The organism is Pseudoalteromonas sp. SR44-2, from assembly GCF_014163745.1.
GTDB lineage: Bacteria > Pseudomonadota > Gammaproteobacteria > Enterobacterales > Alteromonadaceae > Pseudoalteromonas > Pseudoalteromonas distincta.
Genome location: NZ_JACJDW010000001.1, coordinates 295,116 through 312,508, shown reverse-complemented (window position 1 = coordinate 312,508; position 17,393 = coordinate 295,116). Strand labels below are relative to the sequence as shown.

19 protein-coding genes are annotated in these 17,393 nt (G+C 39.7%); 3 read left to right on the top strand and 16 right to left on the bottom strand.

Features of this window, described 5'->3' with window-relative positions; genetic code table 11:
• Positions 1-803: 803 nt before the first annotated feature.
• Complete coding sequence (deoD, locus tag H5115_RS01270) at positions 804-1,505, bottom strand: purine-nucleoside phosphorylase (protein WP_149592760.1); 702 nt, start codon at positions 1,503-1,505, stop codon at positions 804-806.
• Positions 1,505-2,737, bottom strand: coding sequence for a phosphopentomutase (locus tag H5115_RS01265; protein WP_182753213.1), 1,233 nt, complete (start codon positions 2,735-2,737; stop codon positions 1,505-1,507). The genes deoD and H5115_RS01265 overlap by 1 nt, the downstream gene beginning before the upstream one ends.
• 192 nt (positions 2,738-2,929) lie before the next feature.
• On the opposite strand from H5115_RS01265, the gene udk reads away from it, so the two are divergent.
• From udk to H5115_RS01250, 3 genes are all read left to right on the top strand, one after another.
• Positions 2,930-3,562: a uridine kinase gene (udk, locus tag H5115_RS01260; protein WP_024596281.1), complete on the top strand. Its 633-nt coding sequence runs from the start codon at positions 2,930-2,932 to the stop codon at positions 3,560-3,562.
• A gap of 17 nt (positions 3,563-3,579) precedes the next feature.
• On the top strand, positions 3,580-4,806 hold the full coding sequence (locus H5115_RS01255; protein ID WP_182681868.1) for a NupC/NupG family nucleoside CNT transporter: 1,227 nt from the start codon (positions 3,580-3,582) through the stop codon (positions 4,804-4,806).
• Positions 4,807-5,099: 293 nt separating this feature from the next.
• Positions 5,100-5,810 carry an ABC transporter substrate-binding protein gene (locus H5115_RS01250; protein ID WP_182672722.1) on the top strand — a complete coding sequence of 237 codons (711 nt, stop codon included), beginning with the start codon at positions 5,100-5,102 and terminating at the stop codon, positions 5,808-5,810.
• Between the two features lie 2 nt (positions 5,811-5,812).
• Here the strand turns inward: H5115_RS01250 and H5115_RS20110 are convergent, their stop codons facing one another.
• From H5115_RS20110 to H5115_RS01185, 14 genes are all read right to left on the bottom strand, one after another.
• Positions 5,813-6,202 carry a transporter substrate-binding domain-containing protein gene (locus H5115_RS20110; protein ID WP_259396302.1) on the bottom strand — a complete coding sequence of 130 codons (390 nt, stop codon included), beginning with the start codon at positions 6,200-6,202 and terminating at the stop codon, positions 5,813-5,815.
• A 2-nt stretch (positions 6,203-6,204) separates the two neighbouring features.
• A complete protein-coding gene (locus tag H5115_RS20105; RefSeq protein WP_404936115.1) occupies positions 6,205-6,426 on the bottom strand; it encodes a hypothetical protein in 222 nt (73 codons plus the stop codon).
• Positions 6,427-6,676: 250 nt separating this feature from the next.
• On the bottom strand, positions 6,677-6,886 hold the full coding sequence (locus H5115_RS01240; RefSeq protein ID WP_002959120.1) for a cold-shock protein: 210 nt from the start codon (positions 6,884-6,886) through the stop codon (positions 6,677-6,679).
• 239 nt (positions 6,887-7,125) lie between these two features.
• Positions 7,126-7,842 (bottom strand): hypothetical protein, encoded by a 717-nt coding sequence (locus H5115_RS01235; protein ID WP_182681870.1) that lies wholly within the window; start codon positions 7,840-7,842, stop codon positions 7,126-7,128.
• Entirely contained in the window at positions 7,839-8,579 is a 741-nt protein-coding gene (locus tag H5115_RS01230) for an iron transporter (RefSeq protein WP_182753211.1), read from the bottom strand. Before H5115_RS01230 ends, H5115_RS01235 begins: the two co-directional genes overlap by 4 nt.
• On the bottom strand, positions 8,566-8,919 hold the full coding sequence (locus tag H5115_RS01225) for a cupredoxin domain-containing protein (protein ID WP_149603414.1): 354 nt from the start codon (positions 8,917-8,919) through the stop codon (positions 8,566-8,568). Before H5115_RS01225 ends, H5115_RS01230 begins: the two co-directional genes overlap by 14 nt.
• On the bottom strand, positions 8,912-10,225 hold the full coding sequence (locus H5115_RS01220; protein WP_182753209.1) for an ATP-binding protein: 1,314 nt from the start codon (positions 10,223-10,225) through the stop codon (positions 8,912-8,914). The genes H5115_RS01225 and H5115_RS01220 overlap by 8 nt, the downstream gene beginning before the upstream one ends.
• Positions 10,226-10,251: 26 nt before the next feature.
• Entirely contained in the window at positions 10,252-10,911 is a 660-nt protein-coding gene (locus H5115_RS01215; protein ID WP_182672726.1) for a response regulator transcription factor, read from the bottom strand.
• Positions 10,912-10,918: 7 nt separating this feature from the next.
• Positions 10,919-11,566: a hypothetical protein gene (locus H5115_RS01210; RefSeq protein ID WP_039488809.1), complete on the bottom strand. Its 648-nt coding sequence runs from the start codon at positions 11,564-11,566 to the stop codon at positions 10,919-10,921.
• 21 nt (positions 11,567-11,587) lie between these two features.
• A complete protein-coding gene (locus H5115_RS01205; RefSeq protein WP_182753207.1) occupies positions 11,588-12,358 on the bottom strand; it encodes an SDR family oxidoreductase in 771 nt (256 codons plus the stop codon).
• The gene (locus H5115_RS01200; protein WP_182674828.1) at positions 12,355-13,044 is read right to left on the bottom strand and encodes a TenA family transcriptional regulator; all 690 of its coding nucleotides are present in this window, start codon (positions 13,042-13,044) and stop codon (positions 12,355-12,357) included. The genes H5115_RS01205 and H5115_RS01200 overlap by 4 nt, the downstream gene beginning before the upstream one ends.
• Positions 13,037-14,506: an AMP-binding protein gene (locus tag H5115_RS01195; RefSeq protein WP_182753205.1), complete on the bottom strand. Its 1,470-nt coding sequence runs from the start codon at positions 14,504-14,506 to the stop codon at positions 13,037-13,039. The genes H5115_RS01200 and H5115_RS01195 overlap by 8 nt, the downstream gene beginning before the upstream one ends.
• Entirely contained in the window at positions 14,503-15,156 is a 654-nt protein-coding gene (locus tag H5115_RS01190; protein WP_182753203.1) for a thermostable hemolysin, read from the bottom strand. The genes H5115_RS01195 and H5115_RS01190 overlap by 4 nt, the downstream gene beginning before the upstream one ends.
• A gap of 152 nt (positions 15,157-15,308) precedes the next feature.
• Entirely contained in the window at positions 15,309-17,390 is a 2,082-nt protein-coding gene (locus H5115_RS01185; RefSeq protein ID WP_182753201.1) for a TonB-dependent siderophore receptor, read from the bottom strand.
• Positions 17,391-17,393 lie beyond the last annotated feature (3 nt).

The following is a 17,393-nucleotide window of genomic DNA, read 5'->3' as shown; positions in this document are numbered from 1 at the left end:
TGAGAATAGAAAGCCAGGGCTTTATCTACGGAGCAGTATGAAATACTAGACGCACAGGCAAGCTCACTGACTTCGATGTGATAAATGATAGCTAATCATTTATCAATGAGAGATACAAGACGCGCTGCTTGCAGGCGTTTAAAAACGTAGTTTTTAGGATGGGTGATTAAGTAATTAGAAGCTGCGCTTCTCGCGCGAGCAAGCTTAGTGCCTACCTGAGAAACTTACACTCAGCAGTTTAATTTACCTGTAGACGCGCTGCTTACAGGCGTTTAAAAACGAAGTTTTTAGGATGGTTGAATTAATACCAACCCGCAATAAGACTTAATCATTTTTAGGGGCTAAACGTGTCGCTACCTGCGTTAAAAAATTCTCATTTAGAACAACTAAATAGCGAATTTTTTGCCTAGCTATCAACACGTTTTTCCATCCTCAAAAATAGATCACTTAATTAAGCAAATTGGTATAAGTAATTAGAAGCTGCTACCCATTTTCTTCAGGCATAAAAAAAGCCGCATAAAATGCGGCTTTGGAGGTTAGTCTCACTTCACTTTGGGCGTGTCTCCAAAACTTAGTGAATACGTTACCAAGGAACTGTTATATTTAACCTGAACTCTGGATAATAAATCTATCTCAAGCAGCTATTTCCAGCGCTAACTACGTTGAATTTACTTGCAATAGGCTAGCTATTGACGCGTAATTTCGCCTTGTTTTCACTGTAAATCTCTAGCTAGAGAAAATAAACATAAATATCACTTTTGATTCAATACGTTAGTAAATCTCTTAACCAAAGTTCAGGTTATTTAGATAGACTCTAATGCAATTTTAACCATTTCGTTAAACGTGCTTTGACGCTCATCAGCAGGTGTTGCTTCACCGGTGATTACGTGGTCACTTACTGTAAATAATGCCATTGCGTTTGCGCCGTATTCAGCTGCAACGCCATATAAACCTGCTGTTTCCATATCTACTGCTAGCATGCCTAACTTGTCTAAGTCTTTATAGAACGAGTCGTCTGCTTGGTAGAAAGTGTCGGTTGTAAATACGTTACCTACTTTTGCTTCTATTCCTAGCTCTTTAGCGGCGTTTACACCGTTTAAAAGTAAGTCAAAGTTAGCAATAGCAGCAAAATCGTAGCCACGAACACGTGCACGGTTTACGTTTGAATCTGTGCTTGCACCTTGTGCAAAAATTACGTCACGGATTTTGATATCTGTGCCAATACCGCCACACGTACCAATACGTATAATATTTTTAACGCCAAAGCTTACAATTAGCTCACGTGCATAAATAGACATTGATGGAATGCCCATGCCTGAACCCATGATGCTTACTGGCTTACCTTTGTAAGTACCAGTGAAACCGTACATGTTACGAACACCTGTAACTTGTACTGCATCATCTAAAAAGTTTTCAGCAATATATTGCGCACGTAGCGGATCGCCTGGCATTAATACTGTTTCGGCGAAATCACCAACGTTTGCACTGATATGCGGAGTACTCATTAATTGTTTTCCTTTTTATTTGGCGTTGTTAGCTCATTTAAAAAGCTGTCGCCGTAATCAAGCGCAGATAAGTTAAACCACTGTGCCAGTGTTTGACCGATATCTGCAAAGCTGTTGCGTTCACCTAGAGGTGTGTTACTCATACCTGGTTTATATGCAATAACCGGTACGTATTCGCGAGTGTGCTCAGAACCTGGAAAGGTTGGGTCACAACCGTGATCTGCAGTGATCATTAATATATCATCTGCGTTTAACTGTTTTAGTATAATTGGTAAATAGTCATCAAATTCTTTTAATGCTTTTGCATAACCTACTGGGTTACGGCGATGACCAAATTTTTCATCAAAATCAACTAGGTTAGTAAAGATTAAGCTGTGTTCTGGTGCGCTTTTCATTACTTCGCTGGTTTTTTCTAGCAAGTTCATAAGCCCAGGTGCTTTATGCTTTTGGGTTATGCCCTGATGCGCGTAAATATCTGAAATTTTACCAATACTAATTACTTCGCCGCCGTCTTTTGCTAACACATCTAGCAATGTTGGTGCTGGCGGAAGCACTGAATAGTCGCGACGATTACCCGTTCGAGCAAAGTCTTGGCTATTTGAACCCAAAAATGGCCGCGCAATCACTCGTCCTATATTCATTTCATCAAGTAGCGCCCGTGCGATTTCGCAAACTTGATAAAGCTTCTCTAGGCCGAATGACTCTTCATGCGCGGCTATTTGAAACACGCTATCAGCTGAGGTGTAACAGATTGGTTTACCTGTTTTTACGTGCTCTTCACCTAGCTGCTCTAAAATGGTTGTTCCCGATGCATGGCAGTTGCCTAAAATGCCAGGAATACCAGTACGAGCTATAAACTCGTCTATAAATTCTTGTGGGAAACTTGGCTGTGTTTTTGGGAAATATCCCCAATCAAATAACACAGGTACTCCTGCCATTTCCCAATGACCTGATGGCGTGTCTTTTCCGCTAGATAATTCTTTAGCGTAACCCCATGCTCCTTGAGAAGCTTGGCGGTCTGAAATTAAACACGGTTCTCCACCGGCAGCTTCACATGCATCCACTAACCCAAGTTTTGATAGGTTAGGAAGCGATAATGCAGCGCCTGTTTCGTCGTAATATGCTTTTAGTAAGTGAGCGAATGTATTAGCCCCAAGATCGCCGAATTTATCTGCATCTGGTGCTGCACCGATTCCTAGGCTATCTGCCATTAAGATAATTGCTCTTGCCATTTTGACCTCACTTTGATTCTAGGTGGTTACTTTATCCGCTGATCGATTTTTCCGTACAGGACAAAAGTCCTGTTTCATAAAACCTAAACATTATAAATTTGCATTCTTAAGCGAAGCAAAAGAGATTAATCGTGTCTTTTTTGCTATTGTGATCTACCAACAATATATCCTTCTGTGTGGGTGAGAACTTTAGTGACACGAACTACTATTATAGCTATTGCAGGCGCGTCTGCGTCGGGCAAATCTCTTTTTAGCCAAACTATATACAATGAATTGGTTAATGAGCTTGAACCAGGCGCTATCGCCATTATTGAAGAAGATGCTTACTACAAGGATCAGTCGCATTTACCGATGGCGCATCGTACGCAAACGAATTACGACCATCCTGATGCATTTGAACATGCGTTAATGCTTGAGCATTTAACACAGCTTCGTAGTGGAAATTCAGTTGAAGTACCAACGTATGATTATGCACAGCATACACGTAGCGAGAAAACTCGCCGAGTGCCTGCTGCTAAAATACTCATTGTTGAAGGTATTTTATTATTGAGTGACAAAGCGCTTAATAAAGAATTTGATATTAAGGTGTTTATAGATACGCCTTTAGATATTTGCTTAATGCGTCGTATGCAACGTGATATGGAGCAACGAGGCAGAACATTACAATCTGTTGTTGAGCAGTATCAAGCAACTGTTAGACCGATGTTTTATCAATTTATTGAGCCTTCTAAGCATAACGCAGATTTAGTTGTGACTCGAGGCGGCATGAACCGCGTTGCGATTGATATAATAAAAAGTAAGATAAAATATTTACTACAAGAATAACAACGGGAAACATTTGTATGACAACATTTATGAGCTTAGTAGGCATGTGTGTGCTACTAAGCATTGCCTTTGCGGCATCAACTAATCGCAAGGCAATTAATTTAAGAACCGTTGGTATAGCATTTGCGATGCAAGTAGTTATTGGCGGTTTTGTCCTGTTTTTTGAAGCAGGAAAAAATGTGTTAACGAGCATGTCAGCAGCCGTATCGTCGGTTATTGGTTATGCAAACGACGGTATTGGGTTTTTGTTTGGCCCACTTGCCTCACAAGACACATTAGGTTTTATTTTTGCGATTCAAGTTTTGCCCGTTATCGTGTTTTTCTCAGCACTTGTTGCTGTGTTGTATCACCTTGGGATTATGGATTGGATAATTAGGATTTTAGGCGGCGGTTTACAAAAATTATTGAAAACCTCTCGCACAGAATCGCTTTCAGCGACGGCAAATATTTTTGTTGGCCAAACTGAAGCACCGCTAATAGTTAAGCCATTTATAGCAACGATGACCAAATCGGAATTGTTTGCTGTGATGGTAGGTGGCTTAGCCACTGTGGCAGGCTCTGTAATGGCCGGTTACGTTATTATTGGCGTAGATCTTAAGTATTTAATAGCAGCGAGCTTTATGGCTGCTCCTGGTGGTTTTTTAATGGCAAAAATGATTGTGCCAGAAACTGAAACGCCTAAAGATAACTTAGCAGATCTAGATTTAAATGATGACGATAAACCAGTTAATGTAATAGATGCAGCTGCATCAGGTGCAGCAAACGGTATGCATTTAGCACTTAACGTTGGTGCAATGTTACTTGCTTTTGTAGCGCTAATTGCACTACTAAACGGTTTATTAGGTGGTATTGGCGGGTGGTTTGATTACCCAACATTAACGCTTCAAGAAATATTAGGTTATGTATTTGCTCCTGTTGCATGGTTACTAGGTGTGCCATGGGATGAGGCAATTATAGCCGGCAGCTTTATTGGTCAAAAGATAGTAGTGAACGAGTTTGTTGCTTACTTAGACTTTATAAATTATCGTGATACGTTAAGCGCACACACACAAGCAATTGTTACTTTTGCTCTATGTGGCTTTGCTAACCTATCATCGATAGCCATTTTACTAGGTGGGTTAGGCGGTATGGCGCCTAGTCGGCGGAAGGATATCGCACGCTTAGGGCTCAGAGCAGTGTTAGCAGGATCTATGGCTAACCTTATGAGCGCAGCAATTGCTGGGTTTTTCCTCTCGCTAGCTTAGAAACTTATTGAGATGAACACCGGTGTTGCAAAACAAGAGGATAGCGCTTTAAGGGGTTAAAGCTCTATCTGACTTGAACGATACTTCACCAAGGGCCGCAAGGCCCTTTTATCGTTTTAGGCCTTCCAGATTTATACACTTCCAACCTTCAAGCTATTTAACCTTATTTATGGTTATACATAACTCAAATAAACCAATATCTTAGTAACAAAGTCACATAAATATTTTTTGTGTTTTTCGTATTTTCAGCCACACTTATATTACTTAAGCTAACCGACTAACGATCCGCTATTGTGAAATATATTCTTTATTCTCTTTTTTTAATTTGTTCTGTGTATGTTCAAGCAAAAGAACCCATCCTTGTTGTTACAGAGTTAGCACCGCCAAACCAGGTGTTGATTGATGGTGAGGTAGCAGGTGAAGGCACTCAATTTATTAGAGATATATTTGCTGAGGCTGATCTAACACCTAACATTCAAATGTACCCTTGGGCACGTGCTTATAAAATTGCAGATGAGCTTAAAAATACCTTTATATACAGCCTTGCACGCACTGTAGAGCGAGAAGACAAATTTTATTGGATAGGACCTGTCGGACGTTTTGAACTAGGCTTTATTGGCCTATCAGAGCGAGATGATCTTATTATAAACACTACTGAACAAGCCAAAGTGTACAAAATTGCTATGCAGCGCAATGACTTTTCAACACAAACCCTCGCAAAACTGGGGTTTGAAGTTGTTTTAACCTCTGATATTCAAAAGTCATACTCTTTACTACTAGCTAAAAAAGTAGATTTAATTGTAGATGATCCTTTGTTCATGCAGCAGATGAGTGATTATCTAAAGCTCAAACCAGCACACTTAAAGTTTATTTATAAAATAGATGAGCTAACAATTGATGCTTATTTAGCTGCAAATAAAAAAACAGATATGCATTTAATAGAAGCACTGCAAGCTGCATTTTTAAAAATAAAGCAAAAGAAAGGGCTGCCTTACAGGCACTAACATTAGCGCTTATAACGTTTTTTATAAGCCGAAAAGTTATCCTTCTTTTTAAGCTTTTCAAACTCCCTATTAAAACGCTCTACAATGTAATTGGGTACTGATTTATTAAACGCGATGTAGTTACCTGCTATCTCAGGTAATGGTAATTCCTGCAGCCTAACGACATCGTCTTCACTATACCCAAAAGGCGAAAGTTGATAACCAATGGTGTATTCAGAGCCTAAAATCAAATCTATTTTACTATTTAAAAACAAGTGCATATATTGCTTTTCATCACCTATGGACAAAAGGTTTTTACCTGCTTCAAACCCTACTTTTTTAATTATGGATTCGTAAATATCCCCTCTTACGATAGCAAGTGAAAACTGCTTTGCTTCATTTAAGCTATTCATTTTTAACTGAGTATTTTTTTAAGTTTATAAAAAAATGTTTCACTGGATGCCAAAGGCCCTACCCAATTAAAAATAGGCGTTCTTTGAGATGTTTTAGCGATAGAGATAATACCTGAATGCTTTTCTTTTTGGACTAAGCTGTAAGCACGTTTCCAAGGAAGTATTTTAAATTCACAGGTAATGTCTGACGCAATGCATACATCTTTTACAATATCGAGGTTTATGCCAATAAGTTGACCCGCTTTGTTTTCAAAATTGTATGGCGAAAAGTGCTCAGTGTAGACCGTGAGCTTGAAATCTTCAGCCTGTGCGTAATGACTAATAAATATAAAAACAAGTATAAGGAAGGATTTAATGATAACGATACCTACTGATGAACTTACATTAATAATAGGTGTAGCTTAGGTTGTGTCAAATTTCAGACACAAAAAAAGCGCCTTAAGCGCTTTTTTTCATTTTACTTAAAAAGTAAAATTATACAGCTGTGATGTTATCAGCTTGTGGACCTTTTTGACCTTGTGAAAGAGTGAACTCTACACGTTGGCCTTCAGCTAAAGTTTTGAAACCTTCGCTTTTGATTGCTGAGAAATGTGCGAAAACGTCTGGGCCATTTTCTTGCTCGATGAAACCAAAACCTTTAGACTCGTTGAACCACTTAACTGTACCTGATACGATGTTAGACATTGTAATATCCTGATATAAATAAAAAATATGCTCATAAGAGCGGGTGTAGCAAAAAATGAGATGGTACTTTAAAAACTTCAGGACGGTACTACAAGTATTACTTATACAACATCGAAATGGAGATTTATAGCTTACATGCTTTCTTTCTAGCTGCAGCCCACTATATAGATTTTTTAAAATATGTCAAGTACCTATCTACAATCAGAATGATAAACAACCAAAACCGCTTTCATTGGTTATTAAAATTCAAATTCTAATGCGAGCCTAAAACTATGATTTTTTTCTGATTGGCTTATCTCAGTGATAAAACCCGCTTCCCATTTTAACTGCTTTTGTCCATCAAAACGCTGCAAACCTATAAACCCAGGCCCTATACCAATAAAGTCTTCACCTACGTACACCTCAATAGATGGCTGAAAAGCAGAACGGTAGCGATAGCGATATTGCGCTCTAAACTCGCTTTCCCATTCATTTTGTATATCCTGCCCCCACTCGTAAACCAAAAAAGCATTCATAGTTAAGCTTGTTTTGCCAAACTCTTTTTCGATCACAAAACCCGAAGTTGCTTCATACACATCTTCATTATGTTTTTTTTCAAGCTCAAATAATGCCCCCCAATCAGCCCATAATTTACCTTGTTCAATTAATTGCCAGCGTAGTTCAAGCTCATAAGCTTCTAAACCAAAGTCGCCGTTGTCATCTCGCTCACCAACTAAATAGCCTTCTAGTGCCATTGTATCGTTAATAGCACCGCCACCACCCAAACGCTGCGCTAGTATGTTGCCACTATCTGTTTGGTGCGACACTAACCGCCATTCAAACTCTCGCTCAAAAGGTAAAACATAGGGGTGATATACCTTATCAACAACAATTCCATCGGCCTTTGCTGGGATTGAAAGTACCAACAAACAAAAAACGGTAAAGCTAAGCGCTAAATATAGGTTGAGTGCTTTCATACACGTTCCTTAGATATTGAAGCCGAAATAACATAACAAAGTGATAAAAATATCACGCTACTAGTACTATATATAAGTACACTCATTAGATCAGGGGTAGCCTCGTAACCAACAAGAGCACGCAGTACGCGCCCGAACTCAGAGTTTTCGCTTAATACATCGCGTAAATCCCACACGGTTGCAGTGTTGGTAATTAAGTCTATTTGGCTTGCCAAATCCAGTGCAACTAATAACTTAGCCGCGCTGTTAAAAGCAAGCAAAGTAAAAAGCGGATACATACCAAAGCGGTGCTTAATTGCATTCATTAAAAAGTACAGCAATACGCTAAAACTTAAACAAATTCCAACACCTAATAAAGTGCCAATAAATAAGCTTTGCCCTGCATCATTACTTTGCCAAAAACTGGTGAGGTAAATAATATAGTGGCTTAAATACAATGTTATTGTGCTTATAACAGCAATATAAAAAGCCGCTGATTTTTGCTTTATTGCAAATACTAATACGGCTATAAATATAGTAATACATAGCCCTATTTGTGAGTACTCTAGCCCTTGGTGTTCAAACCACTGGCTCACCCATGATGCACTTTGCATGTACAAAAACGACATGAGCGCTCCAATTAATAAAGCAGATCCTATTTTTAAAGCGCTTTGTTTTTTAACTACTTGTAGTAGCACTAATAAAATAGCCACAGGTAGTAATTGATTAAGGCTCATGACTAAACTAGTTATTAGCATGCTGCGCCTCCTCATCACCAACTATTACAACGCCCCTTGCTGTATTGGGCGAAAACTCACCAAAAAATTCGTAATACCCTTTACTAAGCGGCCCTATATAAATAATGCTTTTACGGTTTGGGTAGAGTACTTTTTCTCTGTTTAGATCAAAGCTATCAAACTCTTCAGGTGTGCTATCTTGGTTTTCTATCAATAGTTTTACTTTTTTATTTGCGGGAATGGTAATTTGTGAGGGGTAGAACAAGTGATCTTTCAAAACAATAAGGTACTCTTTACTCGCCGCGTTAAACGACAAAAATAGCAAACAACAAAGGCAACGATTAAATAAACGTTTAGTCACTTTTCACTCCTGTAAAAGTAACCTTAACGGTTAGCCCACCTAAATGACTATTCGCTAAATGAATAGTTGCACCATAAATAGCAATTATGTGTTGAACAATCGCCATACCTAAACCGGCACCTTGCTCGCCTGATGGATGTTGATCGCCACCTACGCGATAAAAGCGATTGAATATTCGCTCTTTTTGCTCATCAGTCATACCCGCACCAGAATCATCAATTTGCCAACTAAAGCCGTTATTACTTGATACTAATTTAATTATAATTTGACCATTTTTGGGTGTGTACTTTATGGCGTTGCTAAGTAAATTAGCGATGAGTGTGGTTAATGTAAACTCATCACCATTAATAACAAAATCATCGCCTTCAAGACTAATGGTTTGGTTTTTTTCATCTATTTTGTCGTATTGCTCCGATACGACTTGCTGAGTAATCGTTAGCAATGATTGTTCGCTAAATTGCCTCTGCCATTGTTCAGGCTGAGTGCGCCCTAAAATTAGCATTTGCTCAACAATATTACTTAAACGGTTAATGCCCTGCGACATAGCTTGTAATTCTTGATGGTCTTGCAGATTACTTTGTTTATTAGCCAAATTATGCACATTAATTTTTAAACTACTAAGCGGGGTACGTAATTCGTGAGCTGCATCTGAGGCAAAAAAGCGCTCCCGTAAGTAGGCAGTTTCTACGCGTTTAAATAAGTCGTTTAAACGATTAATAACCGGTTTAATTTCTTCGTCAGTTACTTGCCAGTTAATTGGCGTAAAGTCGTTCGCTTGTCGAGACGCCAACTGCTTAGATAATCGAGTAAGAGGGGCTAATGCGTATTTAACAAAAAAGCTAATAAAAATAGCAAGCAGAGGGACTGCCCATAGCATTGGTAACATTGCAGATAAAATAACGGCTTCAGCTAATTCAAACCGCTTTGCCATAGGTTCAGCAACGATGACTTTACGGGTGTTTTTACTCATCACAAATACCCGCATACGCTGCCCTGCTAGATTGGCCGTTTGAAAGCCCTCGTTAAAACTAATTTGGTTATTCGTTAAACTCGATGAGCCACTAAGTAAATTATTATTTTGCCAAATTTGATACAACAACTGAGCGCTATTATTACTTACTTGTACTGCATCTGTGCTTAGTGCCAATGGTTGCTCAATTAAAACGCCAGCCACTATTTTAAGTTCATCATCAAGCAAACTTTCGCCGTGGTGCATACTTTTTTGATAGCCTTTTACTAATGCTAAAAAGCAAGTTAGCACCATCATTGAAAGTAAAATTAAGGTCAGACGTTTACGAATAGACATTTTCAACCTCGAAAAACAAATACACTCTAACGCTTACCAACCACGTAGCCAATGCCACGTAAGGTTTTAATAAAATCACTAGGGAATTTTTTACGAAGATGATGAATATGCACCTCTATGGCATTAGAGCCAACTTCTTCACCCCATTGGTAAAGTTTGTTTTCGAGTTGTTGTTTTGACTGTACCCTTCCCTGATTTTCCATCAGCGCTTTTAAAAGCATATATTCTTTTCGCGGTAGTGTAAGTGACTGCCCACTTAGTTTAACTGTATGAGCAGAAGTATCCATTACTACATCACCACAGCGCAATAAGCATGATTGCGTTTGGTTAATGCGCCGGCTTGCTACACGTAAACGGGCAAATAGCTCAGCGGGGTCAAACGGCTTTGCAAGGTAATCGTCAGCGCCCATGTCAAGCCCTTGGACTTTGTCGTCAATACTGCCGCGAGCAGTTAAAATAACCACCGGTATTACTTTTTTTTGCGCTTTAATATGCTTTAAAACTTGCGAGCCGTCGCCATCAGGCAATCCTAAATCGAGAATAACAAGCTCAATCTCACCACTAGAAAGGCACTCTAAGGCGTGCTTTACTGTGCCACTGTGCTCTACGCTGTAGCTCTCTTGGCGCAAAGAGCGAATAAGCCCTTGCGCCACTAAATGATCGTCCTCAACGAGTAATAAATGCATTATCTGTTTATCTTTTTAATTTTTTATCTACTTTTGCCAATAACTGACTTATTGCTTGTTGACGATATTTATCTGCTTTTGCCCGAGTATCACGAATCCCAGCAGCTTGCGCTACAAGTAGTCGCGCTTTAGCTTGTTTATAATCGCCTTCGTCATACAAGTATTCACCGTATAAGTAATTAGTATCAATGCCTTCGAGATTAAAAGCGAGCGCTTGTTTAAATAATTTTTCAGCTTTGTCGTCATCACCAAAACCAATTGGCCAACCAGGTACTTTGCTATAAAGCGTTGCAAGGCTTGCGTAAGCGGAGCCATTTAATGCAGTGCCATCTATTGAAAGTGCATTTTCGAGTGACGCTTTTGCTTCTTTTGCTAAACCAAGTGCGCCCAAGCCCCCTTTTGCGCCAGCAAAACTAGCTAACACAATGCCATTCCAAATATGTGTTTGCGCTGAGCTTGGATAGTTTTTAACAAATAATGCGCTTTGCTCACTTAGTTGTGTAAACGCGTCTATTTGCGCATCGTCTTCAAGTTCGTAATTAGCAATTGCCCACTTTTGTTGAATATCGGTTAAGTCTTGCGCTTCATCTGCGTGTACTGCAGTTGCAAATACAGAGGTTAGTATTAAATAAAATGCGAGTGTAAATTTATACATAATTTTGCCTTTGTGTGTTTGTTAACTTAAAAAACGTTTAATTTTAGGAAGTTGCTTTGCAATAGCGTTATCAACAACGTTTGGGAATACGCCATTTATGCGTGCAAATAATTTTTCAGGAAAACCAATAAAGCGCCTTGTTTGGTTTGAACTTATAAGTGCTAATAACTCTTGAGCAACTAATTCTGGCGAGTCCATTTTATTACCAAGCTCTTTATTCATTGCCCGCGCTTTACTGCTATTAATGGATGTATCTGTTGCCCTTGGTGCTAAATAGGTCACTTTAACGCCTGAACCATTCAACTCACGCGAGAGCGCTTCTGTAAAACCACGTAAACCAAATTTACTGGCGCAATAAAGCGTTTGAAACGGGTAGCCAATACTGCCAAACGATGATCCCACGTTAACAATAGTACCTTTGGTATACGCTAACTGCCCTAAAAATAGCTGGCATAATTTAATAGGCACCGACAAATTAGTAACGAGTATATTATCTATTTGCTCATTACTTGTGTGCTCAAGGCTTTGCATTGTATTTATACCTGCATTATTAATAAGTAATTTAACGCCGCCGAGTTGCTTAGCTTTTATTGCTAGGTTAATACGTGCTGTATCGTCGGTTAAATCGCCCGTAAATATTTCACTGTCTGGGCATGCACGGCTCAGTTTTTCAAGGGCTTGGGTATTTCGCCCTACAAGCAGTAACTTCCACCCTTTTGCATATAGGGCTTTAGCAATCGCTTGCCCTATTCCGCCTGTTGCACCAGTGAGCACACACAAAGAACTACTCATGCCAATTTGCCTTGTGCACGTGCTTTAAAAAATGGTTCGTCATCGAGTCCACGAAATATATCGCCGTATAAACGATAAAAGCACTTTGCACCATGAAGTATGGCTTGCTGATCCGCCTCGTCTGTTATTTGGTTCATTAGGTTTTCAAAAAACTTTACATGCTCTATATCAAGCGCGCCGTGAGAGGTTAAATAACTAAATGCTTTTTTAGGTAAGCCCACAGCATTTGCAATGTTTGAAGCCGCGCCATCAGCAAGCGCTATAGAAGTGCCTTCAAGCACATGCACCATGCCAAAAAAGCTCAACGGATTTTTACGTGCAATGGAGTCGTACGCATACGACACCATCATTTCGGTAGCAAATTGCGGCTGACTACACCGTACTGTTTCTTTGTCAAAACCACAGGCTGCAATGTCATTAAGTACCCACTCTTGATGACCAATCTCTTCTTCAATGTATTCTGCGACCGCTTCGCGCAGCCATTCTTGATCGTCGGTTAATCGTGCACCAACCGACATCATTAATGGCACGGTGTGCTTAACATGGTGATACGCTTGCGCTAAAAACGAGGCGTATTCTTCAAGTGATGCTTCGCCTTTAAAAACACGCTGGATAATCGGCGCTGCAAGCAGGTAGTTTTGCTCTTGTTTAGTTTGCTCTTTAAGGGTGTTAAAAAAATCACTCATTAATTACTTCTCCGAGTCGGTAAAATTGATCAAATACGGCATGGTACTGCTTACTTATGGCATCTCGTTTTGGGCGATTATTTGTTGTTAATAATCCTTGTTGCACACTTAATGGGGCAGCTAAACGATGCCACTTTTGAATTCGAGCATAGTCGGGTAGTTGTTTATTAATTGCCTTAATGTACTGCGCTAACACTGGGTTACTTAGCTTTGTATCGGCGTAAATAATGGCACTGAGAAAAGGTCGCCCCTCACCAAACACAACCGCTTGTAAAATACCGCTTTGACTGAGTAATAGTGATTCAGGCCACTCGGCACTGATGTTGCGCCCCATGCTGGTAATAATTAGATTTTTTAATCGGCCTTTTATCAATAAAGTATTTTGACGCTGCTCGACTAGATCGCCGGTTGCATACCACTGGTTTTTGTTGTGAGGTTGATGGTTTAAGTAACCTAAAAACAAATCGCCTTTTATAAAAAGCTGACCATTTTCAATTTTGGTTTGAATATGAGGTAACACAGAGCCGGCACTGTGGATGTTATCGTTTGTGGGTGTATTTAAACTAACTACAGATGCCGCCTCAGACAGCCCATAGCCTTGGTATACCGGTAAATTTAAGCTACGCGCTTTGGTTAATAGCATTTCGCTGACAAGCGCACCACCTACTGCAATAAACTGTAACGAACTAGGCGGTTGCCACCCATCTTCTGCAAAAGTAACTAAGCATGCTAATAGTTCAGGCACTAAAATAAGCGTATTTGGCTTAACTTTATCAATAGCAGCTATAAGCTGTGCGGGCTGTTTTAATGTAGTTCCAACAAAGCCTAATTCATTTAACGGCATTAAATGCACTGTACCGCCACTTTTTAAAGGGGCATACACACCGGCTATATTTTCAAGCAATACAGCAAGCGGCAATAAACATAAATGCACAGGCTTTTTAATATTAATTTTATCGCACAGAGATTGAGCTACCTGCATTTGGCTCTTTGCAGATAAACACACGCCTTTTGGTTGCCCAGTCGATCCTGATGTAAACGTTACTTTTTGAGTTTCTGGAAAATAACTGCCGGGGTTAGCTACAACGATTTCGTAAATATATAATGTGTAAAACTCAAATAAAGTAATCGATGCAGTCGGCTCCCCAAGTAAAGGGTTTGCCGTGTCGCTCATAAATAAATGTGCGCCACATTGAGCTAGTACATATTGAGTTTGTTGTTCACTAAAAAAGTGAGCAATTGGCACAGCCACTTTATTAGAAACTGCAGCAGCTGCATCAATAACAAGCCAAGCTGGCGTATTATCGAGCTTATAAGCAATACATCTGCCGTTAAAGCTTTGTAGTATTTTTACTATTTTTTGTATTTGCTGGTTAAACTCACCACCGTTAATTTCAAGTGTTTGCTCTTTATTATGGGCAATAATTAATGGCGATACTGCATGGGTATTATAATAATTCATACATTCACCAATGCATTTACCAAAGAATTGATATTTGAGTGGTTTTGCTGCATCAAACTATAAAGCATTGGGGTATTTAATACTTGTTGGTGAGCTTGCTCTAAACTCACAACACATACGGTAGGCTGATTAGCGTAGTAACTTCCCCAATTTAGCGGATGCTCAACAACAAAACTGTTTGCCACAGCAATTTCAGTGCAGTTAACGCCTAATAAGCGCAGCAGCGCACGTACTTTTTTAGTGGCGCAAAATACTAAATGTTTTGCTCCTAAACTTTGCAGGGCTTCATTAACAACAATAAAATGCCCAAGCGTTGCTTTGCGATGTGTAGAGCATAGATTGCCAAGCTCAAATACTTTATTACGCTGAGTGTTCTCAGGTAAAAAATGCTCAATGGGCTGTGCTAAGTATTGCTCTATAAATAGATGAGATGTTGCTTGCCTTAAACCCAATGTGCATTGCCCTTCGTTTGTCGTGTATTGGCAAAGTAATGGCATAAAAGAGGTAAGCGTGGCGTTGTAAGCGACTAAAAACCCTTCTTTAACTGTGTTTTCTAACGCACTTCTATGCTCATCATTAACGCGAGCACTAACAAAGCGTGAGTTATTTTGAATATAAACGGGTGATGAAGGTAGGTGTGCTAATTGCATAAACATCGCTCATATAAATTGTATGTTTGTAACTTAGCGAGCGAAACTTAAAGAAAACTTAAGAAACCTTAATTTAAATAAAAAAGCGCCTTAATTATTAAATTAAGGCGCTTCAGGATGAAAACTGTTTAAAAGCTTAATAAGCTAAGCTATTAAAAATTATAAGCTATCGACATTTTAAATTGCGTAGGCGCCCCCGGATAAACCCACAAAGCGTTGTAACTACTTTGAGCGTAGTCTTCATTAAAAATGTTATTAATGCTCACATTTAGCTCTGTTTTATCTGTTAAATTTAATTGACCAAACAGGCCGACCAATTGGTAACTTGGTAGTCTAAAGCTCAAATCTGCGGCATCACCTAGGCGGCTGCTGGTATATTGGTAACTTGCACCAAATTCAAGCTCTTTACCCATTAATGCTGTTTGATGGCTAAGTGTAAGGTTTAGATTGTTTTTTGGTACATTTACCAGTGGGCTGCCTTTTTCTATTGGCACGCCCCAATCGGCATTAATAATGTCGTTTGCTGTGGTGGCATCTATATAGGCGTACGATAAGTTAAATGCTGTTGCATCGGTAATATAGGTATTTAAATCAAGCTCAACCCCTTTACTATCAGCTTTACCAATGGGAGCCGAAAAACCAACGTTTACAGGGTCTGCTACTAACATATTACTTTTAGAAGCATCAAAAAATGCCACAGTACCGTTTACACCTAAGTATTCAAACTTAGCACCAACTTCAAACGAGTCGCTGTACTCAAAGCCAAACGGGTCGCCGTTTGCATCAGTACCGCTCAGTGGTAAAAAGCCTTCAGAGTAACTGCTGTAAAAGGTTATAGTATTATTTAGTTCATACACTACGCCAACGCGTGGGCTTATTTGGCTCTCAGAACTGGTTGAAAATACACCGCTGTTTGTTTCTAAAATATCTTGGTCTACGTTGTCAAACCTTAGGCCCACTAATAGCTTAAATCTGTCGGTAATATCCATTTGGTCTTGAACATACATACCGTACGCCTTTTGCTCTTCGTCGTTTTCGTAAAGCAAGCTTACTGCTGGGCGTTCAACATCGTAGTTTGGCTCAAAAATATCAACAGTATAAGTGCCGTTACCGCCTCGATAGCGAGAAAGCGCCGTGCGTAAATCGTACTTGTATGCATCAGCACCTATTAACATATGGTGCGTAATACCGGCTGTGTCTACACTGCCGCTTAGCTCAAACTTTACACTTAAATCTTCTACTTCGTAGTCGCGATAGCGCTGCTGGCGGGTAAGTGTGCGGCCATCGTCAAATAACGATTGGCGTGACGGTGCAAGTTCTGCATCTGACGAAAAACCCGTTAAGCTAGAGTCTCGATAATTTGCACCTACAACGAGTGACCATTCGTCGTTAATATCGTGGTTAAGCGTAATTTGGTGGCCTCGAGAGTAAACCTGCGTGTCTCCATCGTTTGGGTTACCTAAATAGCGCGAGCTTGGTACGGTGTCAAAATCGTTATCGAGTACGACAACACCGCGGTCGAATAGCTGAGCTAAATCTACGTATTCAAACTCATAAGTTACACTGGTCGATGCGTTTATTTGATGATATATAGACGGCGTAATCACCTTTTTATTGGTGTATACCTCATCGCGGTAGCTGTCACTATCTTGCCATGCGCCATTTATTCTAAACGCGGTGGTATCGTTAATGCCGCTGGTGTAATCGCCTTCAACGCGATTAAAACTGTCGCTGCCTAAGCTTAGTTTTATCTCGCCTTGTGAATCAAACTGTGGCTTTTTAGTTACAATATTTACAGTACCGCCTGGCTCTGAACGCCCATAAAGTGCTGAACCAGGGCCCTTTAGTACTTCAATGTAATCAATGTTAGATACATCACGCGGGCCGCTAAAACCACGCCCACCGCTAAAGCCATTAACTAAATAGCCCGATGGCATATTTTCGTTACCCGAAAGGCCACGAATAGAAAAGCTATCCCACAATGCACCGCTATTGTTTTTACGTGAAATACTAGCTGAAAAATCAAGCGCATCTTGTAGTTGAGTAATTCCTTTTTTATTAAGCTCAGCACTATTAATACTAACTATAGATTGTGGCATTTGCTTTTGAGGAATATCACCGCGATAAGCTTGTTTATAAGTGACAGATATTTTTTCGATTTCTTCTTTTTGATCTTGCGCAATACTGGGCGCACTAATTCCTAGGCAGGCTAAATAAATTAAAGAGTACTTCATGTG